The following is a 21348-nucleotide window of genomic DNA, read 5'->3' on the forward strand; positions in this document are numbered from 1 at the left end:
GTTCCCTAACCTCCCCGCGGCGCTCCAAGGCTAATTTCTGGGCGAGCTGACTCCTCCGCTCGGGCAGCCGCTTCCTGTAGCGGAGCTGTCCACTTGCGCGGGGCACTGGCGCGGCGGATCTCCTTCCAGATGGCGGTGGCGGCGAGGGTGCCGTCGGCCACGGCGATCGACACCTGGTTGAGACCCTTTTTAAGATCGCCCAGTGCGAAGACGCGCGGGTGGGAAGTGCGGCAGTCGTACTCGGTGACGATGTCGCCGCCGTCGGTGAGCAAATCGAGATTTTTGAGATAGCCGTCGTGGCGGATCGAACCCATCGAAATGAGGCCAGTATCCACTTTGATCGATGTGCCGTCGGCAAACTCGATGCCGTCCATGACGTGGTCTTTGCCCAAAAAGCGGGCGATCGGCTTTTCGATGAGCGGATAGCCGTGGTCGGCGAGCTTGGCGCGCATTTCGTCCCCCACCGGATAGGCGCCCAGGGTGAGCACGGTGATGTAGGGCGTGAACCAGTTGAGCACGAAGGCGGTGTTGATCGCCTTTTCGCTGCCCGCGATCAGGGCCGCGCGCCGGTTGGTCATCTCGTAGCCGTCGCAGATCAAGCAGACGTGCAGGTTGTACCCGGCGTACTCATAGACGTTCTGCATGTTCTCCAGCTGCGGCAGCACATCCATCAGACCGGTGGCGGCGATCAGGTATTTGGCGCGGAAGACCGGGTAGTCGCTGTTTTTGAAGCGGTACTTGACGCGCACCTGGAATTCTTCGCCGGTGTCGGTGACTGCTTCGACAAAGCCGTTGAGCCAGTCGGCCCCGTAGTGCAGGGCCATCTCCTTGCCGCCTTCGATGAGTTCTTTGCCGCTAACCACCCGGGGAACATAGTTCCAGAGATCCTGCATCCAGAACGATCGGCCGCGTCCTTTTTCGATCACCAGGACTTTGAGGTTGTAGCGGGCCAGGTACACCGCCGCCGACAGACCACCGGCGCCGCCGCCGGCGATGATCACATCATAGAGCTGGGCTTGCTTTTCATCGAAGTGTTCGCGCTTGAGGATCATGACAACGATTCTTGCCCCTCGCTACACTTTCATTGTGACCGATACCAGGCTCTGCCCCCTGACCCGTTGGGCCAATCGAGGAACCCTTTGCCCCCGCAGGCTGTCGCCAAGATGATGACTATGTACCGCCCGTCGATCCAAAGCGTCTGGCTTGCCGCTGGGCTGCTGATGTTGTCCGTCGGGCCGCTCGCAGCCCAGCAGGCGGGCGATATCGACGGCAACGGCAAAACCGAGGGAGCGGATCTCACCTTGCTGGAGCAATACCTGGACGGCTCGGGATTGCTCGTCGAAGAGCAGAGCCGCCGCGCCGACATCACCGGCGACGGGCAGGTGGACGGCAAGGACGCCAACGCCCTCAGGCGGCAGTTGGGGGTGGCCGCGGTCGAAGAACCGTCCCTGAGCGGCCGGGCGAGCACCGAGCGCGCCGAAGGCGAACGGCGCCGCACCCCTTACCGCGCCAGTGCGAGCGGTTCGGCGTTTTCGCTGGGACTTGAGGAAGTGGTGCCCGAGTGGGTGCGCGGCAGTTGGCGGTTCGTCTCGCAGATTTACGAAGCGCGCGGCGGCTTCAGCAGCGGCAGCGGCAACGCCCAAAGCGAACAAATCAGCCTCCCGGGCGACTTGTCCAATCTCTACAGCACCTACAAAGTCGCCACCGGCGAGCGCCTCGACCGGCTGTGCTGGCAGGTCAACGATTATTCCGACGTGCGCTTCAGCTTTACTGAGCAACTGCGCGACCAGCAGGGGGCGGTCTTCGCCTCCACCGCCAACATCACCAACCGCGGCCCTGGTCGCGCCGATATCAATATCCGCGTCGAGGTGCTCGACGCCGGCAACAGCCCCGCCGGGGGCGGCGGCATGCTGGGGGGTCTATTCGGAATGCTCTTTGGCGGCGGCAGGCCCATCGGCGGCGGGGTGCGCACGGGCGATTACTACGTGCGCGGCGGCCCGATGGACCGGCTGGGCGGCTCCGAGCGCACCCGTCTACCCCAGGTCGACCTCGAAGCGCTGCGCTGCCGCTAGACCCATGTCCACCAGCCCAGAATGCATCTGCAACCCCGAGCGACGAGCAGACACCGATGAGCACTCAGATCACCATTAGCCTCCCCGATGAGATGTACCAACGCGCCGAATCCCTGGCTAAGTTGGTCAGTCGTGAAGTCGCCGATATTCTAGTCGATGCCATCGCCCTATCTTTGCTGCCCGTGGTTTCTAGATCCCAAAATTTCCAAAAAATCGCTGAAATGTCCGATGAAGAAGTCCTCGCGTTGACTGCACTGCAAATGTCTCCCAAGCAAGATGAGCAATTGAGTGCATTGCTTGACAGGCAGCAGGCAGGGGAACTGGCCGAGGGGGAGCGCTTCCAGTTGATAGTCTTGATGCAGATTTATCAAGAAGGGTTGCTTAGAAAAGCCCAGGCTTTACACGTAGCAGTCAGCAGAGGTTTGCGAGAACCGCTCAGCCCGTGAGTTCCAGCCGGATTCCAGAGCATGTCCGCTCCCGCAGGTACTTGCCGGTGATCAGTGTGCCAAACTTGCCTTGACGATGGGCCGCTGAATAGGCCGCAACGGATGTACTCAAGAGTGGCTGAAACTCGACCCGCTCTCCAACATCTCGAACAAGCACGGGTTATTCTCCTGGATATGAACGGGACGTTCATGTTCGGCGAGGACCGATTCGGCCCGGAGGAGAACTTTGCCTTCACCTACGCAGGCTTGGGCGGCTGTCTTGATTCCAAGCAAGTGGAGGAGATTATCCGGCTCTGTTACAACTCCATGGCCCTCGATTACGAAAACCCACTCAAGTACGACGACTTTCCGCAAGTCCGAGAGGTTCTCGAGCGCGTCACACCCAACCTCAGTGCAAAACACCTGCAAGAGATTGAACTTGTGGTGGCGCTTCACGAACTCGGCACAGTTCCGCCACCATTTGCCGATGCGTTGAAACGGCTTTCCCATCGCCGCCGACTTGGATTGGTGTCGAATCTCTGGTCCCGTAAGGAGCTATGGTTGCAAGAACTCGATCGAGCAGGGCTTCTTGACATATTCGAGGGGTTGTATTTTCTTCTGACATCAGGAGCATCAAGCCCTCGCCTGCGCTGTTTGAGATGGCTGTGGAGGCGCTTGAGATTGATAGTGTTCAGCGTTCGCAAGTATTGTTTGTAGGTGACAGTTTGCGCTGCGACATTTTGGGAGCAAAAGCGGCGGGCCTGTCCACTGCATGGATCAATCCTTCCGGGACTGCTCATCCGGCTGCAGATATTGTTGTGCCGGGACTCATCGAACTGGAGCAACTACTCATATCGAATCCGCGTAGATCGACATGAAATAGCCCGGCGACATTGCCTGCCAGCTATCTCGGCGCAGTCGCCACGCAAAGCGTGCACGCACAAGAAAAATGAGCCAAGCCCACGCACCGAGTCTCCCGCCTACCGCGCCAATAGGTCCGGGGGGTGTCGGGGGGTGGCACCCCCTCGACGCGGGGAGGGGGAGAGCGCGAGAGGGGAACCCGAAGGAGGTTCCGCCTCTCGCTCCACAGATTGTCGTGCCAAGCCAGGTGTCAGGATACCAACCGTTGCATCGAGCTTTCCAGACGGCCTGCCGTTGTCTGGGCAACTGAAAACCGCTCTAAGCCATCTCCAGTTCGCCTACCACTTCGAGACGCTGGTGTTCGCCCAGTACGGCGAAGCGGTCGCCCAGAGCGTCGGCCACCGACGGATCGATCCAGCCCAACTGGCGCAACAGATGAATGACCACCGGGTACTTGGCGCGGTCGGAACCGTCGTAGACCTTGATGGCAAGTCCCATGCCCTGACCCGTGCGACCGATGCACTGCACCCCTTCAGCACCGGCCTTGCTCACCAGGTCGCCGCCGCTCATCTGCATCAGGACTGTGTCGAAGCGGCCTTCGCCTGCCACCATCTCCGGTTCGCGGATCATCGCGCGTGCGAGGCATTCGAGTTCGGCCGATTCGCCTGAAGAGAGTTGGGCGTACAGCCAGGCCATCTGCGCCAGCGCCAACTGGTAGGTGGGTACACCGCAGTCGTCGCGCGCCTGGACCAGTTCGTCGAACGGAAGCGCGAGCAATTCACATAGGGTCTTGGCGACCAATAGTTGCACCGGGTGGCGCCGGTCGGCGTAGCGCTCGGTGGTCCAGGAGCGTTGCCGGCAGACAGCCAGCATGCCGGCGTGCTTGCCCGAGCAGTTGTACTCGAGCGGGCTGGTGCGGCCTGGGGGTACCGGGCAGACGAGTATCGCAGGGTCGAGCCCCATGCGCCAGAGCAAATTGAAGGCACGCCGGGCATGCACCAGTTCGCCGCTGTGGGAGGAGCACAGCAAGGCCAGATCCGCGTCGTCCATGGCGTAGGCCTGGTGGGCGCCACTGCGCAGGACGGGCAGCGCCTGAAAGGGTTTGAGGGCCGAGCGGATGAAGGTGGTGGGCAATTGCTTGTTGCCGCCGTGGGCCAGGGTGCGACCGCGGTGATCGACGACGACCGCCTCGCAGTAGTGGACGGATTCGACGAGGCCTTCGCGCAGCAGGCGCACCTCGATGCTCGGAATGTACAAGTTCAACGTTCTCGCTCGGCTTATCCAGTTTAGCGCGGCGCCAGCGGCGACTGGCAGGCGGCTACAATATGCACCAGTAGCGGCGTCGGGCCAGCCGAGGCATCGGGAATACACGTGTCGAAGAAGCGGTTGTTGTGCTTGAGCAACGGTCACGGTGAGGATCTGATCGCCACCCGAATTGCCGAGGCCTTGCTCGCCTACGACATCGAGGTGCTCGCCCTGCCAATTGTCGGTGAGGGGCAGGCCTACCGCGCCCTGGGCATGGAGATCGTCGGCCCGACGCGCACGATGCCCTCGGGGGGCTTCATCTATATGGATGTGCGCGAGCTCTGGAAGGACGTGCGCGGCGGCCTCGGCAAGCTCACCCTCGAACAGTGGCGGACGTTGCGCAGGCTGGCCCCCGGCTGCGATCTGGTCCTGGCGGTGGGCGATGTCGTCGTCCTCACCCTGGCTTACCTGACGGGAGCGCCCTACGCCTTCGTGGGCACCGCCAAGTCCGACTATTACCAGCTGGGGCGGCCCAGCGACTACACGCCGCTGGAGCGCTGGCTGATGACCCGGCCGGCCTGTCTGGCCTCCTACGTGCGCGACCGGCTCACCGCCGAGAACCTCGGCCGCTGGGTGCCGCGGGCGACCTATCTGGGCAACCCGATGATGGACCGGCTGGAGCCGACCACCACCCTGGCGATACCCGAGGGAGCGCTTGTGGTGCTGTTGTTGCCGGGATCGCGCCCGCCGGAGGCCTATCGCAACCTGGCGCGCATGCTCGAAGTGGTCGAACGGCTGGGGGAGGTGCCGGATAGACCCGTGCATGTGCTGTGCGCCCGGGCGGGCAGCCTGGAGGATGCGGGTATCGGTGCCCACCTGCCTGCCGGCTGGCGCCTCGAAGGAGCGTTGCTGCGCCGGGCGGATCTGGCGGTGCACCTGGAGCGGGGGCGCTTCGCCGAATGCCTGCACCGCGCCCAACTGGCCATCGCCATGGCCGGGACCGCTACCGAGCAGTGCGTGGGACTCGGCAAACCCGTCTTCACGATGCCCGGCGAGGGGCCGCAGTTTACCTATCGCTTTGCCGAGGCGCAAACGCGGCTATTGGGCGAATCGGTGCAACTGGTGAGCGGCGGTCCCGAGACGCTCGCCCGGCGCATCCAACAGGTGATCGGCGACGCGGAGCTATGCGAGCGCATCCGCCGCAACGGCATCGAACGCATGGGCAGTCCCGGGGCGGCGGACCGCATTGCCGAGCATTTGATTAAGCACATCGGCTAAGGCTGCGGTTCCCTCGCAATGGAGGTGAACAATTTTGGCGCTTTCCCTTAGACTGAAGCTTAACTTTTCTTTGGGTTGAGCTGGTGAAATTCCGGCGGCTGTTGTTCCTGGGTGGCGCTCTGGTGCTGCTTGTGGTTGTTCTGGGTTGGTTGGGGACCGTCTGGCTGGGGCCTGCCGCCCTCGCCCAGGCGGAAGTACAGCTCAGCCGCACCCTGAAGACGCCGGTGCGCCTGGGTCGATTGCAGGCGCTTTTGCCCTGGCGGATCGCCGTGGGTCCGGTGAGTGTCGCTTCGCCCAAGAAGCCGGACTTGCTCGAAGCGCCGAGCGCCAGCGTCGGGTTCAATCTGCTGCGCTTTGCCTTCGGCCAGGGTCTCGATGCGCGCATCCGCGTCGAGAAGCCGGTGCTGCGGCTCAGGCGCGACGCGCAGGGCCGCTTTAACCTGCCCTCCTTTGCCGCGGGCGAGACCCGGAGCGGCGGCACCATCGATAAGCTTTTAAGCCGGGTGGAAATCGACGATGCGACCTTCGTCTACGACGATCGGGTGCTGGGGGGCAAGAGCCTTACACTCACAGGCATCGACGTGCTGGCCGACATTGGCCCAACAGGAGCCGCCTACACGCTCAATGCACCCTTTGGGCGCGGCGAGGTGCAAGCCGAGGGCAATAGCGACCTCGACGACTTCGATACCACGATCGACGCCCGGTTGCGCAATATCCCGGTGGCGACGGCGGCGGTGCTGCTCAACCTGGGCGATCTGTCGGTGCGCGGGGGAACCGCCGAAGGGGCGGTGCAACTGCGGCTCAAAAACGGTGTCTTCGCGGCGAGCGGGCCACTCAGGCTCACCGGGGGCGAACTGCTGTTGAGACCCTATCGCGCACCCCTAACCAACCTCGATGTCGCAGCAAAGCTCGCCTGGCCGAAGCTCAACCTGGAGCGCATCGAGGGGCGGCTCGCCGGATCGCGCGTGAGCGGCACCGGGGCGTTCAACCTCCCCGAAGATCTGGGCCTCGATCTCATCGTCGCGGGTCCCCTGGAGCAACTGGTGCCGGCCTTTACCTCACCGCCGGTGCCAGTGCGCGGAGTGACGCGCACCGCGCTGCAGGCGCGCATTCCGCTGGCAAGACCCGACAGGCTCACAGCCACCGCCCGGGTGCGCGCCCAGACCCCTGTGCAGGTCGACCGGCTGGTGGTCAATAACTTTCAGGCCGAGCAGCAGCTTACCAATTTGCGTCTCAGCGGCCCTTTTCGCTTCGAGATCGCCCGCGGCCAGGTGGCGGGCCGCACGGATCTGAACTTTGCCCCCGGGGCGCAGGCGCAGGTCGACATTGTGGCCACCGGCCGGGACGTGGTGCCGGAGGAGATTCTGGCGCGCTACGACGCCCGGCTGCCGGTGGAGCGGGTAGGCCGCCTCGCTTTTCAGGCGCGCATCGCCGGGCCTGCCAACCGGCTGCTGGCGCGGGCCGACTTTAACCAGCGCGACGGCCGGTTGCAGGGAAAAGCCTTTTCGAGCACCGGCACCGTCGTGCTCGCAGGCAGCGAACTGTTTGTCGAGAATACCCGCGTGCAACTGGACGGCACCGCGGCGCAGCTGCTGGCAAACGGCCAGGCGAACCTGGTCGGCCGCCGCCTGTTCGGCGCGCAGCTGACCGTCGCCGCGGTGCCGCTGTCGCTGGCGAGCCCAGCTCTAGGCGGTACGGCCGAGGGCCAAGTTGAAGTGAGCGGCAGCTTGCAGTCGCTCGCTTCGCTGCAGGGATCCGGTACCTTCACCGTCCCCCGGCCGTTCGTCAACAACCGGCTGCTGCCGCCCGTCGCAACTGCCTTTCGCCTGCGCGATCAAGTCGTGCAGCTCGACCGTTTCACCTTCAACGGCCTGACGGCCGACGGCGAGTTGCGGCCCAACCTGAGCGGCGCTCCCGGTCCGCTCCTGCGCTCAGCCGACTTGCGCATTGCCCTCGACGGGTTTGACTTGACAGCCCTGCCGCTGCCGGTGCGCGTCGACGGGCAGCTCGATGGGAACGGCACCTTTAGGGGCAATCTGGAGCAGCCGGACCTGGCCCTCGACTTGCGGGTGCGCGGCGCCGGGGTGGGCCGCTACCGCGCCCCGGTGCTGAGCGGCCCGGTGCGCTGGCGGGGCGATACCCTGTCTGCGCGCCTGACGGGCGACAACCAGCGCGCCTTCGCCGAGGCGCGGTTGGAGCCGCGGGGGGTGCGCCTGATCACTTTCGACGTGCTGAGCGACCGCACGCGCATCGCCGCAAGCCGCGGCTACTTCGACTTCGAGCAGGGGCTGATCACACTGGCCGCCCAAGTCAAAAACTTTGATCTAGAAAGGTTGCAGCTCGACCCGGTAGGACCGCTGCGCACCATCGAAGGCAGCCTCGACGCCGAGGTTAACCTCGCGCGCACCGCCCGCGGCTACGAAGGCCGCGTCGATGCCACCCTCAGCGGGGGCCGCCTCAACGCATTTACCCTCGGTCCCACCCGACTGCGGGCGAGCCTGGCCAATAACCGCCTCACAGTCGAGCCGACGCTCATCACCCTCGGCAACAGCCGCTACACCCTGGGCGGCCAGGCGGGTCTGGGTGCGGACGACCCGATTGCCTTCGAGCTGCGCGTCGAGCGGGGCCGCCTGGAGCAGGCAGTGCAGCTTCTGGGACTTTATTCGCTCACCACCCTGTTTTCCGACCAGAGCGGCCCTGTCTGCTGTGCGATGGATTTGGGCCCCCTTGCCCTCGGGGGAACGGCCCTGCCGCTGCAGCAGTTGCTTGCCGTTTACCAGCGCGCTTCGGAGGTGACCCTGGCGCGCATCGATACCACCGCCCGTGCCTTTATCCCCGACGATCTGCGGCGGCTGCGCGGGCGCTACGACCTGAGCGCCCGGTTGGGCGGCAGCCGCAACGCCCCGGTGGTGGGCTTTGTGCTGGCTGGGCGCAACTGGCAGTGGGATCAGTACCGTCTCGACACGGTCGAGGCTGCGGGCGATTACCGCGACGGCAACCTGGAGCTCACCCAGGCCCAGGCCCGCTACGCCGAGCGCAGCGGCAGCCTCTCGGGGCGCCTGTCGCCGGCGGGCGAGCAGAACGCGCGGCTGGTCATCGACCGTTTGCCCCTCGAACTGGTCGAACCGCTGCTGCCCACGGGTACCCAAATCGAAGGCGACATCAATACCGAGGCGGTCCTCACGGGTACCCTCGCATCGCCGGCCTTTCAAGCGAATGTCGCGGCGGAGGCGCTGGAGTTCAACGGCCGCCAGGTAGATCCGGTGCGCACGGAGCTGACCCTGCGCTCCGGGCGGCTGTCCCTGGCCAACACCGCGATCGGCGTCGGCAGGCGTGGTGTCCAGTTGGTCGGCAGTCTGCCCATCCCGTTGCTCAACCCCGACAACGACCAGATCGATATCCGGGCGCAACTGACGGGTGAGAACCTGCCGCTACTGAACATCTTGAGCGATCAACTTGTCTGGCAGAGCGCCGAAGGGGAAGCGACCCTCGCCGTGCGGGGCACCTACGGAGCGCCGCTCATCGACGGCAACGTCGAATTGCGCAACACCCAGGTGCAAATTCCCCGGCTGCAGACGACCCTCGCCATCGACCAGTTCGCGGCGCGCTTCAACCGGCGGCGGCTTCTGGTCGACCGACTTGCGGCCAATTTGGGCGGGGCGCCCCTGACGGGCGAAGGGGAACTGGCGCTGTTGCCGAACAACGGAGCGGGCGGGGAATTGGCTTTGTCGATCGTCGGCGACATCAACCTGCCGGGGCTCTACAGGGGCGGCATCGACGGCCAACTGAGCGTAGGCGGGGCGCTGCTCGCACCGCGCATCGGCGGCAACCTGACGGTGAGCCCCGGAGATCTGCTGCTGTCGCTGCAGGATATTCAAAATCTCTCCGGCGCAGGATTGCGCACGGCGAACAGCAACGGCGCTCCGGCGCTGCCGGTCGAATTCGACGACCTGCGCATCCGGGTCGGCCCGCAGTTTCGCGTCAACATTACGGCCCTGAGCGCTCGGCTCGATGGGTTATTGGCCTTGAGTGGTCCGCTCGGCAAACTGGCTGTCGAAGGCTATATCAATGTCCCGCAGGGTTCGGTCACCATCGGGGTGGCCCGCTTCCGCCTCGACAGCAGCCGCCGCAACGCTCTCTACTTTGGCGGCGGCCTCGATCCGACCCTGGACCTGGTGGCCGAAGCGCGCGTCAGCGAATCTTTCACCAGCGGGGTGGCGCGCCTCGACAGCGGCGGGCTCATCAACCCCAGTCTGCCTTCCGACCAGGCCAACCTCGGCCGCGCCTCGAAGGTCGACGTCGAAGCGACCGTCACCGGCACCGCCTCCAAGCCGAACATCGAACTGACTTCCAGTCCCTACCGCGACGAGACCGAGATCATCGCGCTGATTGGCGGCGGCGGCAACGCCGGTTCGCTTTTGACCGGGCTCATCCCGGCGGTGGGTACGACGCTCCTCCGGCCGGTCGAGCAGGAACTCGCTTCGCTGCTGGGTGTGGACGAACTGCGCGTCGAATTTGCCAGCCGGGTAGCGAACGCCAGTCCCGAAAACATCGCCATCGGCATCGGTGTCGAGGCGATCAAAGACCTCACCCCGGCGGTGTCGGTTTCACTCTTTAAAAACATCACCGACAACATCCAGCCGGTGATCTTCGGCCTGCGCTACCGCATCAACGACAACATCGTCACCCGCGTCAGCGGCAACGAGACCTTCGATGATGTCAGCCTCTCGGTGCAGTTCGAATCGCGTTTTTAGTTTGTGCGGCACCCGTATGGCGTCTGCATCGCCGGGCGTTGGAGATGGCAGTTTTGTTATGCTTTACTGGCAAACGCGGGAGAGCAGCGATGAGTTTGAACATGGTGACCCTGGTCGGTCGGGCCGGGCGGGATCCGGAAGTGCGCTATTTCGAATCGGGCAATGTCAAATGCACCCTCACCCTCGCGGTCAACCGCTTGCGGCGCAAGGGCGAAGAGGACAAACCCGACTGGTTCGACCTCGAAGTGTGGGGTAAGACCGCCGAAATCGCCGCCGAGTACGTGCGCAAAGGCTCACTCATCGGCGTGTCCGGCGCCCTCACCTTCAGCCGCTGGCAGGATAAAGTCACCAAAGAAGCTAAAGAGCGCCCGATTATCAAAGTCGACCGCCTGGAATTGCTCGGCTCCAAGCGCGACAGCACCGGCGAGGCACCGAGCATGGACGAGGATTTTTAAGTGATAGAAAGCTACCTGGCCGCCGCTATCCAGATGACCAGCACCGCCGACATCGAGGCCAACCTCGACCAGGCCTATGCGCTGATTGGCATCGCGGTGCGCCGCGGCGCCCGCCTGGTCAGCCTGCCCGAGAACTTTGCCTTTCTGGGACTGGAGGCTGAGAAACTCGCCCTCGCCCCGCGCATCGCCGAGATGAGCGAAAAATTTCTTGTCTCCGCCGCGCGCGACTGGGCGGTGACGCTGCTGGGCGGCGGCTACCCGGTGCTCGCCGAGCAGACGGCCAAGTGCTACAACACAGCCCTGCTCGTGGGTCCCGAGGGTCAGGAGTTGGGCCGCTACCGCAAATTGCACCTGTTCGACGTCAACCTGCCCGACGGCAACACTTACCACGAGTCCGACTCGATCGTGCCCGGCAAAGACCTGGTGGTGGTGCGCAGCGACACCCTCGGCAATCTGGGTCTATCGGTCTGCTACGACCTGCGCTTTCCGGAACTCTACCGGGCCCTCTCGGCGGCGGGGGCGGAAGTCCTGCTGGTGCCCTCGGCCTTTACCGCCTTCACCGGCAAGGACCACTGGCGGGTGCTCCTGCAGGCGCGGGCGATCGAAAATACCTGCTACGTGATCGCCGCCGCCCAGACCGGCGAGCACTATCCGCGTCGGCAAACCTACGGCCACGCGATGATCGTCGATCCGTGGGGCAACGTGCTCTCCGACGCCGGGGACACCACCGGCATCGCCATCGGCGAAATCAACCCCATGCGTCTGGAGGCGGTGCGCCGCCAATTGCCCGTGCTGCAACACCGGCAACTTTGATCCCGGGCCGCCATTACAAACTGTTCATTTTGAACTAAAATTCGCCCCAGGCGTTCCGGCGAGCGGATATGGTAGTGTTGGTGGCTACGTCCAGCCACACTGCCGGTATTTTTAGATGGAAATTACTATTCGCATCCGCCGCCAGGCCGAATCGGGTTCGCCGGATTACAAAAGCTATGGGCTCGATGTCGATCCCGGCACCACGGTGCTCGACGCCCTGATGCGCATCAAGGGCGAGATCGACGGCACCCTTGCCTTTCGCAAAAATTGCCGCAACGCGATTTGCGGCAGTTGCGCGATGCGCATCAACGGCCGCTCGGCCCTCGCCTGCGCAAACCGCATCCGCGATGTGGCGGACGCCCGCGGCGAGATATTGATTCAACCGATGGGCAATATGCCGGTGATTAAGGATCTGGTGGTCGATATGACCAGTTTCTGGAAGCACCTCGACCAGGTGGATCCCTACGTGAGCACGGCCGCTCGCCGCCCGCCCGAAAAAGAATTCCTGCAGACGCCCGAGCAGCGCGCCGCCGTCGAGCAGGCGGGCAACTGCATCCTCTGCGGCGCCTGCTACTCCGAGTGCAACTCCCGCGAGGTCAACCCCAATTTTGTTGGTCCCCACGCCTTGGCCAAGGCCCAGCGGGTGATGGCCGACAACCGCGACGACCGGACCGCCCAGCGCCACGCGCTGTACAACCAACCGGAATTTGCCTGGGGCTGCACCCGCTGCTTCTACTGCAACGAGGTCTGCCCGATGGGCGTCCAGCCCCTCGATCAAATCCAGAAGATCCGCCACGAACTGCTCACCGACAAGGCGGCTCAGCCCAACACCGCCATGCGCCACCGCCGGGTGATGGTACGCCAGATCAAAGAATCCGGCTGGCTGGACGAAGCCAGCTTCGCCCTGCAGGTGGTCGGTCGCGACTTTAAGGGGCTGTGGAACCTGGTGCCCCTCGGCGTGCGCATGGCCGCCAAGGGCAAGATGCCCCTGCGCCACCGGCCCATCGAGAATTGTGCGCAAGTGCGCGACTTGATCGAGGAAATCCAGAAAGAAGACGCCCAATCATGATCGCCACTCCCCTCAAATATGCCTACTATCCCGGCTGTGTCGCCCGCGGCGCCTGTCGGGAACTGTACACTTCCACCGCCTTGATCACCGAAGCCCTGGGCATCGAGCTGGTGGAACTCAAAAGTGCCTCCTGCTGCGGCGCGGGCACACTCAAAGAAGATTCGCAGCGATTGCAAGACGCGGTCAACGCCCGCAACATCGCTCTGGCCGAGGAGCAGGGGCTGACCATGCTCACCCAGTGCAGCACCTGCCAGGGGGTGCTGGGGGCGGTGAACGACAAGCTGCGCGCCGAGCGCGGCTCCGCCTACCGCGACGAGATCAACGCCCTGCTGGCCCGGGGCGGCCACCACTACGACGGCTCGGTGGACGTGCGCCACCTGCTGTGGATCTTGCTGGAGGACGTGGGGCTCGACAACTTGCGTGCCCGGGTGCGCCGTCCGCTCACGGGTCTGCGCTGCGGCAGCTTCTACGGCTGCTATCTACTGCGTGCCCAGGCGCATCGGCGCGTAGACGACGCCTTCAATCCCCAGTCGCTGGAGAAGATCTTCGAAGCGCTGGGGGCTACCCCCGTCTACTTCGAGGGCCGCACCAAGTGCTGCGGCTTTCCGCTGTCGAGTTACGACACGCCAACGTCTTTTTCGATGGCGGCCGTTCGCCTGCAGGATGCCATCGACTGCGGGGCCGACTGCCTGGTCACCCCCTGTCCGCTCTGCCACCTCAACCTGGACGCCCGCCAACCCGAAGTCGAACGCCAGGTGGGCCGCAAGCTGGGTTTGCCCGTGCTGCATCTGCCGCAGCTGGTGGGTCTTGCCCTGGGCCTCTCCCCCGAGCAGCTCGGCCTCGGGCGGCACATCGTTTCGACCCGGCCGGTGCTGGAGCGGTTGGGACTTTAAGTCCGATGCGCTAACATCAAAAAGCCCAATTGCCGGACCGTCCCATGCGTCACCCTCAGTTACGCGAAGAACCCCGCCACCAGAAGGCCGCTGTCCTTCCCTCCACCCAGCGCGAGAGCATCCTCGACTGGCTGCGGCGCAGCGGCAAGCTGCAATCGCGCAATGTGGTCGATGAAGAGGCCCTCGCCGAGGACGAAGATTTCGACGATCTCGTCGACGACGACGAGCAACTCTACGACGACGACGACACCGCCGCCGACGATGAGGAGTGATCTCAATTTCTATTGAGAAGCTTTAAAAGTCGCCCCGCGGCAAAATTTTGCCCTTAGCCTGAAAGAGCCCTCCCACGGCAGCATTCTCTCCTCAGGGTGCCGATTTTTGGGGGGGTTTTTTGCTGGGACTTCGTGGCATTCTGAAGGGTGAATGTTCACGGTGAACAACAGGAGGTATTGCGATGACGGAGCCCCTCAGAGCCCGGATGCTGCTGTCCCACAACTTCGACACGTCCACTGCGGCGGTGGAAGCGCTCAGCCCGGCGCAATTTGCCCAGATATTCACCGAAGGGCTCGCCGCTTACCCGGATTTGCAGTGCCGGTGCCTGGAGGATAGCCCCCACTGGTTGGTGGAAATTTATTTTCCGATTGCTTTTACCCCCCGCCAGGTGGGCGAACTGTGCGGGCGCACCCTCGCCAAAAACCGCGCAGGCGAGCGCAAAGGCGAAGGCCGCCTACCGGACACCTTGATACTGGGGGGTCTGAAGACCACCCCAGCCCTGGGCAACGCCCCCTACAGCCTCAGGCCGGGCGAATGGGGCGTCGATGTCGTCGAGACCGACGCGGCGGAAGCCTTTCTTACGGCCATCGGCTGGGAAGCCACCGTCGCCGGCCGCCCCACGGACACCAGCTTCAAATTCGAAATTCGGGGTGCATGAGCCGCGATGCCTCGGGCTTGGTCGGCACCGGTTGAAAAGGCCGTGCATGCCGACTTCAGCGGCGCTTGCGGTTCTGTTTGCGCGAGCGCTTGGCCATCTTGCGCCGCTGGTCGGTACCGCGCTTACGCGCTTTGTGGCTGTCGCCTGCCCGCCCACTGAAGCCGAAGGCAGGCGGCAACCACCCTCCGGGCAGCCGACTGGGCGATTTGAGGCCAAAGGCCACCTGTACATCGTCCCAGTCGCCGATAAATATTTCATCGACATTGCCGGTGGCAAAGGCGCTCTCGATCGCCGCCAGGGCTTCGAGGCCGTCCAACTCGATAAGACTGCCAATCAAAAAGGCGTTCCACTCCGCGTCGTTGGTCGCCGCCGTCTCCAGTTGGCTGGTCAGTTCCGCCACGACGGTCTCGCGCGCTTCAGGGTATTTGCGGGCAATCAGCGTCAGGGCGGAGAGGGGACTGCCGCGCATGTCCGTCGAGAGATCGCGATTACTCACCATCGCCAGGGTGGCCGGCAGCGCCGCCATCCCGATCATCTGCAGAACCCGCGGAATTTCGATGCACACCCAGTCGTCCTCCGGCAACTGGCCCATCAGATCGAGCAGCGGCTCGACGGCCGCCTCGGCACCCAGTTGGCCCAGGGTGCGCCAGGCGTGGACCGGTCCCCAAACTTGCGGCACTTCCTCTTCAGAAGTATGCAAAGGTACGTTCGTCGCCAACTGCATCAGTTGCGGGATGTGTTCGGCCGTCAGCCCCATCGCCAGGTAGTCGGGCCAATCGATAGCTGTGCCGTTGGCATCGCCCAGTTGCAGTAACCGGTCCACCGGCAGCGAGTAATTCACAAATTCGGGAAGTGTCGTGTCACTCATGGGCTTTGGTTTGGGCTGGTCGGCTCACCCCTGTATTTTACTGGGCCGATTTTGGCGTCTACACCGTGTCGACACAGTTGTTGCACTGGGTATAGACACAATAGAGCGTGAGCTATCCTCGAAGCTGCCGTTTATCTTCAACCAACACTGTGTCAACGCAACCCGCTACTTCCATCGAGCACGCTTGCCTGGATGTGATCAGCTACTGGCACACCAGCTTACTTGATGCAGAGCGCTTGGGGCTTGATGGCCAGGTTTTCAAAGAAGAAACGATCCATCGCGCCGTGACCCGTGCGCAACTGGCGACAGGAGCCCTCAATGCACAAATCGTCGAGTGGTTGTTTGAAAAGGACGACCAAGATTTACAGACTGCAGGTGAAACGCACCCACGGGCTGTAGGCGTTCGGCCTGATCCGCTCAGCCCCCAGGCTGCCCGTGAGCAGGCAGTCGGCCCGACCGTCGCGCAGCAGGAGACCGAATTTGTCGAGGTGCAATTGTGCCCCATCCGCCTGATTGACGAGCGTTCCGGCGCTTCTGTGGCCCCCGTCTGGATGCCGGCGGTTGTGTCGCGCTGCGGACAATTGTCTGTAGGCTCCCAGACCCCCTGGATCGCGCGCCGGTTGCTCGAACCGAACGAGGCATACCTGACGATCGGCACCATCGAAGCATTCAACGATTATGTCTCCCGAGCAGCTCTGCCCACTGATAATTGGTCGAAATACTGGGAATACTGCCATACGATGCTGCAACACGTGGCAGGAGCGGGGTACGACAATCTTGAGATGCAAGGCTTCCGCATTGCGCCTGAGGCGTATGTCTTTAAAGGCTCGCAAATTCCAGGGATCACCAAACACGTCCGCAAGCTCTACGAGTACATGCTCGCGAACACTGTGCCGCCTTTGGCGTACCACTTCACGGGCGCTCATTTGAGCACCCTTTGCCCGTTACTCGACCGGGATCAACAGCGTCGGCAAGCCCTACGTCACTTAGGGCAGATGAGCGGCACTTACCCGCTGTCGCCTTCGCAGCGCGAAGCACTGCACCACTTTTTCAACTGCGGAGTCGGGGAGGTACTGGCTATCAATGGTCCCCCCGGAACCGGCAAAACCACCCTCGTGCAAAGTCTTGTCGCCAGCTTGTGGGTGGAGTGCGCAGTCGCAGCCAGCGAACCACCCGTGATCGTAGCGGCCTCGACTAACAACCAGGCAGTCACCAACGTCATCGCCAGTTTTGGGAACCAGGAGCCAATGGGTGGTGAACTCGCCCGTCGATGGCTGCCCGAGTTGCTGAGCTACGGTCTGTACCTGGTATCCGCAGCCAAGCCGGACGAAGAGACCAAAGCTTTCCAGTGCATCAAAGGCAGTAATAATTTCTTTGCAACATTGGAAAACGAGGATTATGTTCGCCAAGCTATTCCGCATTTTCTCGATTATTCTCGACGGCAATACGGGCAGGCGATAGATTCGGTTCAGGTTGCCGTTGAGCATCTGCATCGAGAGTTAAAGCAACTCGTCGAGTGCATCCACCGGCTTTTATCAGAGCTGCTCGATTGCAACGGCCGGTACCGCCAAATCATCGATTTGGTTGAGCATATGCGGGGTACCCTCTGGCAGGGCAGTGCCCTGCCAGAGCCGTTCGAAAAGCTCGTCGTCGACACAATGCGGCAAATTCAATCGGCGGAGGATGGCCGGAAAGCTACTGAAGCGACCTATGAACTGCTCGACACTGCAAGATACCTGGCCTTTTTGCTCACCACCCATTACTGGGAGGGGCGCTGGCTTCTTGAAACGCAGAAACTATTACAAAAAGCGCTGACAGGTCCGAGAGTCGCAAGACACAAAGAGGAGGAGCGCCGATGGCGGCGCTACGCCAAGCTTACTCCCTGTTTTGTCTCCACGTTCTACATGCTGCCGCGCTTTTTCAGCGTCTACGAAGCTGGACAGGACAACGCCCCGCTGTTGGAATTTCTGGACTTGCTGGTTGTCGACGAAGCCGGACAGGCGAGCCCGGAGGTGGCGGGGGCTTCCTTCGCCCTGGCCAGGCAGGCTCTTGTGGTCGGTGATGAACAACAAATCGAGCCGGTCTGGTCGATTCCTGAAGCCATCGATTGCGGGAATCTTCTCAAACATCGTTTGTTATCGGAGCAAACCCAAAAACCCGACTTCGACATAACCGGGCGCAGCGCTTCGGCGGGCTCTGTCATGCGCATCGCCCAATGCCTAAGCAAGTACCAGAAATATCCGGAGCAACGGGGAATGTTTTTGAGCGAACACCGCCGCTGCGTCCGACAAATTATCAACTACTGCAACGAACTATGCTACAGAGGGCGCCTGGAGCCAAAGACGAAGGAGCCCACCAAAATGCCTGTGCTCTCGGGTGAGCACCATCTGACGCCCATGGCTTATTGCGACATCCACGGCAAGGCACAGCGAGTCGCGGGCAGTTGGCAAAACGAGATCGAAGCGCAGGCCATTGTCGCCTGGCTTGTCCGGGAACGGTCGGCTCTGAAGGCCCATTACAATCAGCCGATTGAAAAAATTGTCGGAATTGTCACCCCTTTTAAAGTGCAAGCGCGCTTGATTCGCACCGCACTGAGAAACGTCGGCATACTCAACTTAACGGTTGGAACCGTCCATGCTCTGCAGGGAGCAGAACGGCCTATCGTCATATTTTCGTCGGTCTACGATGCGCTTCATAAGGGCAGTTTCTTTTTTGACGCCAAACCGAACATGCTGAACGTGGCCGTCTCGCGGGCAAAAGAAAGCTTCATTGTTTTTGGCGACATGCGAATCTTTCGATCACAGCTTGAGAAAGCTTCTGGTGCATCGGCTCTGCCATCACATTTGCTGAGCCGATATCTCCGCGAGCATGAAGGCAATGCCCTTCCCGGTCTCCTTACCCAGGGGCAGCGCTCGCGCGAAGAATCGACAATTGTGCCGCCTACAGAGTCTGTAGATTCTGTGCTCGCCGAGGCGAAAACAGACCCTCTCCCCAAGGAGATCGGCACAGATGAACAACCGATTTTAGACTCTGAATCTGTGTCGACCCACTCAGCTGTATGGGCGTGTCCAGTGTGTTCGGCAGCCCTCGAAGCGGGATTGTCTTTCGACGAAGACGGACGGCCCACTGTGCTGTTGCGCTGTTCGAACCGGGAGGCGCGGCAGCAACCCGATCACGATGGAGCCATCTTTACCTTAAGACAGATTTGGTGGAGCGCGCGATTCGGCTATCTGTCACCTTGAACGCGTTTGGGTCTACCCAAACGCCAGGTTACGGCAGCAAGCCCCTACATCGAGTACTTGGATTTAGGAGCAAGCTATGCCGGACGAACCGCTTCTGACGACCAGCAACGGCAGCCCCGTTGCCAATGACCAGCATTCTTTGAGCGTGGGTTGATGAGCGAAGACCAGAAGTCGCAACTGGTCTTGAACATCGTCGGCCACATGGCCGCTGCGCGCCGCGAGACCCAACTGCGCCAGATCTGCCACCTGTTCCGGGCGGACGCGGACTACGGCCGGCGGGTCGCCCAGGGTCTGGGGATCGACCTCGAACAGGAGATGGCCAAACTTGCCCGACGGCCGGAGGCCATGGAGAAGGTCTAATGGGCACTACCCCTTGCGGGTCGCCAGGTTGACTACAAGGGGAGCCGCCAGGCTCGAACGCTTCAGCAAGACGGATCCCCCCTTCGCCACCTCCTCAGCAACCTCCAGTACCCAGCGCTCGATACGTTCGACATCCTGCTCGGGTACCCCTTCCAGCGGGGGCGGTTCGCAGGCGGCAGCCCCCATCTGCGCCCGGATGCCGTGGACAATCCTCGCCGCCTTGAGCGCGCGCCTCAGCAGCGGAGCCCCTTCGCTTTCTTTGGCATAGTTGGCCCACAGTACAAAAAAGCTCAGTACAAACGGCCAACCGGTCCAGTTCTCCGGAAGCGGCCCGAGCCACTCAACCAGTTGCTTGCGTTGAGTGAGCCGAAACAGCCACCGATTTTTCTGGGCGATCTTGTGAAGCATACCTCCCAAATGAAGCGCTTCGAGGGTGTTCGCAATGTTGCGCTTCGTGTAACCGACGGCTGCGGCAATCTCTGTGGCACCCAGCCCGCTACCGGTGTCTGCAAGCAGTGCCGCCAGGGTGGCCGAGCGGCTGCCAACCCCGAAGATCGCAGCAAGGCGCAATAGCAGCAGCGACGACCGGTTCAACGGCGGAAGCTGAGACCTGCTCCTGCCGCTTGAGGCGTGGGGGTTACCCTTCTGAGATTTTCCAAATAGTGGCTCAACTGCAGCGGTCACCTCCGGAATCGTCAGATGTTTCTCCAGGCTGCGGATCCGCTGCAGCGCCAGCAAGTGAGCGTACTGCGCGCACCAGTCGGACATTTCCTCCAGTAATCTGGGATCTTCCTCGCCCAGCCACCAGCTCGCCGCCAGCAACGCTTCAGGATCTACCAGGCAACGTTCATGGTGTCGCTGCAGGCCCACCACTCCCAGTTCCGTCCACAAGCTCCACAAGAGGGTCAAGGTGTGTTCCAGCAGCCGTTCTTTAAAGTTCGACATCGGCCACCCCGAGACTGTTTAAGGCCGCCTGCAAATCCTGCTCGATGCCGTCGGCGTGGGTGAGACACCAGCGGGCCGCCGCGATCAGTTCTGCAGCGCTCGGCTTGAGCCGCTTCAAGTCTGCATAATGTTTGCTCTTGGGTCCTTGATCCACCGCTGCATACAGCTTGAAGTGCACCTGGTCGTATCGGCTGGCTATCTGCACGGTCAAAGCTTTGTAGGTGCGGACCACAGCCCGCTCGCGAAATCCTTCGGGCAATCCTGCGCGCAGTAAATCGGTCGGTGCACCGTTCAGCCAGTCGTCCGCCAGCCCCAATAACAGCGCCACCTCTGCAGCCGCTTCCCTTAAGACCCTCGGCAGCGGCTGAGCGCTCTGGTAGCGATTCCCTTCGACCAGGGCCACCACATCGATGTCCCGGGTGGCACGCTCAAGCAAATTCAGCAGGACCAGCCCACCACCACCGATAACGACAACTTCGCAAAAGACACCGCGTTCAGCCAACACCTCCCCCAGGGTTGCAAGGGCTCGCTCTAAAATCTCATGGGTAACTGACACAACGGTGCTTTAGAGGTTCTAACGAGAAGTTTAACTTCTTGTTTCAAGAAGTTAAACTACGCCTTTTCTAAATAACGCGTATCGGACGGAAGAACACCAGGCCAGTCCTGCCTGCCGTGGACTATGCCGACAATCACCACCGACTCGCGCGCCGGTCGGTAGACGATGACATCGAGAGTGCGGGCCACCACCCACTCGCGCGTCCCCCGCAGGCGACCGGCACGTCCGGACAGCGGAAAGCGTGCCATCTCGGCGATCACAGTTGCGATACGCCCAAGTCACAAATTGCGGCCACTTGGAGGAGACCCGGCTAGCCTCCTCCCGAATCAAGGCCAGCCGCTCGACCGCTTCGATCGTCCAGAGTACCTGCATCAGGTCGGCTTGAAGGCGTCGAAAGCAGCTTGGTCCTGCTCGACGCTCGCCCATTCTCCACAGCGTCCCTTCGGTAGCCATCCGTCCGGTTGGCCGTTTGCCGCGAAACTGGGCTACAGGACGGCGCAAATGTTTGGCGATTGAAGATGATTTCGAGGGCGGCGCCCGCAGGCCCCTCTAACTGCACATGGACAAAAATTCACCAAAAT

Annotated in this window: 20 protein-coding genes; 14 read left to right on the forward strand and 6 right to left on the reverse strand. The window is 62.5% G+C overall.

Annotated features, from left to right (window positions below; translation table 11 throughout):
* Positions 1-5 precede the first annotated feature (5 nt).
* Positions 6-1052, reverse strand: a complete 1047-nt coding sequence (locus GLL_RS15145; protein WP_011142928.1) for an NAD(P)/FAD-dependent oxidoreductase — start codon at positions 1050-1052, stop codon at positions 6-8.
* Positions 1053-1163: 111 nt separating this feature from the next.
* On the opposite strand from GLL_RS15145, the gene GLL_RS15150 reads away from it, so the two are divergent.
* The 4 genes from GLL_RS15150 to GLL_RS23760 all read left to right on the forward strand — a co-directional run bounded on the left by GLL_RS15150 (position 1164) and on the right by GLL_RS23760 (position 3375).
* Positions 1164-2072, forward strand: coding sequence for a dockerin type I repeat-containing protein (locus GLL_RS15150; RefSeq protein ID WP_164929144.1), 909 nt, complete (start codon positions 1164-1166; stop codon positions 2070-2072).
* 56 nt (positions 2073-2128) lie between these two features.
* On the forward strand, positions 2129-2518 hold the full coding sequence (locus GLL_RS15155; protein WP_011142930.1) for a hypothetical protein: 390 nt from the start codon (positions 2129-2131) through the stop codon (positions 2516-2518).
* Between the two features lie 174 nt (positions 2519-2692).
* Complete coding sequence (locus tag GLL_RS23305; RefSeq protein WP_231848238.1) at positions 2693-3214, forward strand: hypothetical protein; 522 nt, start codon at positions 2693-2695, stop codon at positions 3212-3214.
* A complete protein-coding gene (locus GLL_RS23760) occupies positions 3157-3375 on the forward strand; it encodes an HAD family hydrolase (RefSeq protein WP_011142932.1) in 219 nt (72 codons plus the stop codon). The genes GLL_RS23305 and GLL_RS23760 overlap by 58 nt, the downstream gene beginning before the upstream one ends.
* A gap of 301 nt (positions 3376-3676) precedes the next feature.
* On the opposite strand, the gene GLL_RS15165 is transcribed toward GLL_RS23760, so the two are convergent.
* Positions 3677-4615 (reverse strand): asparaginase, encoded by a 939-nt coding sequence (locus tag GLL_RS15165; RefSeq protein ID WP_231848239.1) that lies wholly within the window; start codon positions 4613-4615, stop codon positions 3677-3679.
* A 114-nt stretch (positions 4616-4729) separates the two neighbouring features.
* Here GLL_RS15165 and GLL_RS15170 point away from each other — a divergent pair, with 114 nt between their 5' ends.
* The 8 genes from GLL_RS15170 to GLL_RS15205 all read left to right on the forward strand — a co-directional run bounded on the left by GLL_RS15170 (position 4730) and on the right by GLL_RS15205 (position 14796).
* A complete protein-coding gene (locus tag GLL_RS15170; protein ID WP_011142934.1) occupies positions 4730-5881 on the forward strand; it encodes a lipid-A-disaccharide synthase-related protein in 1152 nt (383 codons plus the stop codon).
* An 83-nt stretch (positions 5882-5964) separates the two neighbouring features.
* Entirely contained in the window at positions 5965-10635 is a 4671-nt protein-coding gene (locus GLL_RS15175; protein ID WP_011142935.1) for a translocation/assembly module TamB domain-containing protein, read from the forward strand.
* Between the two features lie 89 nt (positions 10636-10724).
* Positions 10725-11090, forward strand: coding sequence for a single-stranded DNA-binding protein (locus GLL_RS15180; RefSeq protein ID WP_011142936.1), 366 nt, complete (start codon positions 10725-10727; stop codon positions 11088-11090).
* A gap of 3 nt (positions 11091-11093) precedes the next feature.
* Entirely contained in the window at positions 11094-11903 is an 810-nt protein-coding gene (locus GLL_RS15185; protein ID WP_164929708.1) for a carbon-nitrogen hydrolase family protein, read from the forward strand.
* A 115-nt stretch (positions 11904-12018) separates the two neighbouring features.
* Positions 12019-12972 (forward strand): succinate dehydrogenase/fumarate reductase iron-sulfur subunit, encoded by a 954-nt coding sequence (locus GLL_RS15190; RefSeq protein ID WP_011142938.1) that lies wholly within the window; start codon positions 12019-12021, stop codon positions 12970-12972.
* On the forward strand, positions 12969-13865 hold the full coding sequence (locus GLL_RS15195; protein ID WP_011142939.1) for a CoB--CoM heterodisulfide reductase iron-sulfur subunit B family protein: 897 nt from the start codon (positions 12969-12971) through the stop codon (positions 13863-13865). Before GLL_RS15190 ends, GLL_RS15195 begins: the two co-directional genes overlap by 4 nt.
* Positions 13866-13909: 44 nt before the next feature.
* Positions 13910-14137, forward strand: a complete 228-nt coding sequence (locus tag GLL_RS15200) for a DUF3134 family protein (protein WP_011142940.1) — start codon at positions 13910-13912, stop codon at positions 14135-14137.
* Positions 14138-14319: 182 nt separating this feature from the next.
* Positions 14320-14796, forward strand: a complete 477-nt coding sequence (locus GLL_RS15205) for a DUF2656 domain-containing protein (RefSeq protein WP_011142941.1) — start codon at positions 14320-14322, stop codon at positions 14794-14796.
* A 55-nt stretch (positions 14797-14851) separates the two neighbouring features.
* Here GLL_RS15205 and GLL_RS15210 read toward each other — a convergent pair whose 3' ends face one another.
* Positions 14852-15664, reverse strand: coding sequence for a hypothetical protein (locus GLL_RS15210; protein WP_011142942.1), 813 nt, complete (start codon positions 15662-15664; stop codon positions 14852-14854).
* A gap of 149 nt (positions 15665-15813) precedes the next feature.
* Here GLL_RS15210 and GLL_RS15215 point away from each other — a divergent pair, with 149 nt between their 5' ends.
* Together GLL_RS15215 and GLL_RS15220 are read left to right on the forward strand one after the other, a co-directional pair.
* Complete coding sequence (locus tag GLL_RS15215; protein WP_164929146.1) at positions 15814-18906, forward strand: DEAD/DEAH box helicase; 3093 nt, start codon at positions 15814-15816, stop codon at positions 18904-18906.
* A gap of 153 nt (positions 18907-19059) precedes the next feature.
* Positions 19060-19266 carry a catalase-related domain-containing protein gene (locus tag GLL_RS15220; RefSeq protein WP_164929147.1) on the forward strand — a complete coding sequence of 69 codons (207 nt, stop codon included), beginning with the start codon at positions 19060-19062 and terminating at the stop codon, positions 19264-19266.
* A 6-nt stretch (positions 19267-19272) separates the two neighbouring features.
* On the opposite strand, the gene GLL_RS15225 is transcribed toward GLL_RS15220, so the two are convergent.
* The 3 genes from GLL_RS15225 to GLL_RS15235 are packed head-to-tail and all read right to left on the reverse strand — an operon-like array spanning position 19273 to position 21027.
* A complete protein-coding gene (locus tag GLL_RS15225; RefSeq protein WP_011142944.1) occupies positions 19273-20211 on the reverse strand; it encodes a hypothetical protein in 939 nt (312 codons plus the stop codon).
* Entirely contained in the window at positions 20198-20767 is a 570-nt protein-coding gene (locus GLL_RS15230; RefSeq protein ID WP_011142945.1) for a DUF6036 family nucleotidyltransferase, read from the reverse strand. Before GLL_RS15230 ends, GLL_RS15225 begins: the two co-directional genes overlap by 14 nt.
* Before the next feature lie 56 nt (positions 20768-20823).
* A complete protein-coding gene (locus GLL_RS15235) occupies positions 20824-21027 on the reverse strand; it encodes a type II toxin-antitoxin system RelE/ParE family toxin (protein ID WP_011142946.1) in 204 nt (67 codons plus the stop codon).
* Positions 21028-21348: the final 321 nt, after the last annotated feature.

The sequence above is a fragment of the Gloeobacter violaceus PCC 7421 genome (genome assembly GCF_000011385.1).
GTDB classification, from domain to species: Bacteria; Cyanobacteriota; Cyanobacteriia; order Gloeobacterales; family Gloeobacteraceae; genus Gloeobacter; species Gloeobacter violaceus.

Coding starts and splice junctions, on each gene's coding strand:
- GLL_RS15145 (WP_011142928.1), bottom strand. CDS start 1,052: ATGATCCTCAAGCGCGAACACTTCGATGAAAAGCAAGCCCAGCTCTAT.
- GLL_RS15150 (WP_164929144.1), top strand. CDS start 1,164: ATGATGACTATGTACCGCCCGTCGATCCAAAGCGTCTGGCTTGCCGCT.
- GLL_RS15155 (WP_011142930.1), top strand. CDS start 2,129: ATGAGCACTCAGATCACCATTAGCCTCCCCGATGAGATGTACCAACGC.
- GLL_RS23305 (WP_231848238.1), top strand. CDS start 2,693: ATGAACGGGACGTTCATGTTCGGCGAGGACCGATTCGGCCCGGAGGAG.
- GLL_RS23760 (WP_011142932.1), top strand. CDS start 3,157: ATGGCTGTGGAGGCGCTTGAGATTGATAGTGTTCAGCGTTCGCAAGTA.
- GLL_RS15180 (WP_011142936.1), top strand. CDS start 10,725: ATGAGTTTGAACATGGTGACCCTGGTCGGTCGGGCCGGGCGGGATCCG.
- GLL_RS15190 (WP_011142938.1), top strand. CDS start 12,019: ATGGAAATTACTATTCGCATCCGCCGCCAGGCCGAATCGGGTTCGCCG.
- GLL_RS15195 (WP_011142939.1), top strand. CDS start 12,969: ATGATCGCCACTCCCCTCAAATATGCCTACTATCCCGGCTGTGTCGCC.
- GLL_RS15200 (WP_011142940.1), top strand. CDS start 13,910: ATGCGTCACCCTCAGTTACGCGAAGAACCCCGCCACCAGAAGGCCGCT.
- GLL_RS15205 (WP_011142941.1), top strand. CDS start 14,320: ATGACGGAGCCCCTCAGAGCCCGGATGCTGCTGTCCCACAACTTCGAC.
- GLL_RS15210 (WP_011142942.1), bottom strand. CDS start 15,664: ATGAGTGACACGACACTTCCCGAATTTGTGAATTACTCGCTGCCGGTG.
- GLL_RS15220 (WP_164929147.1), top strand. CDS start 19,060: ATGAGCGAAGACCAGAAGTCGCAACTGGTCTTGAACATCGTCGGCCAC.
- GLL_RS15225 (WP_011142944.1), bottom strand. CDS start 20,211: ATGTCGAACTTTAAAGAACGGCTGCTGGAACACACCTTGACCCTCTTG.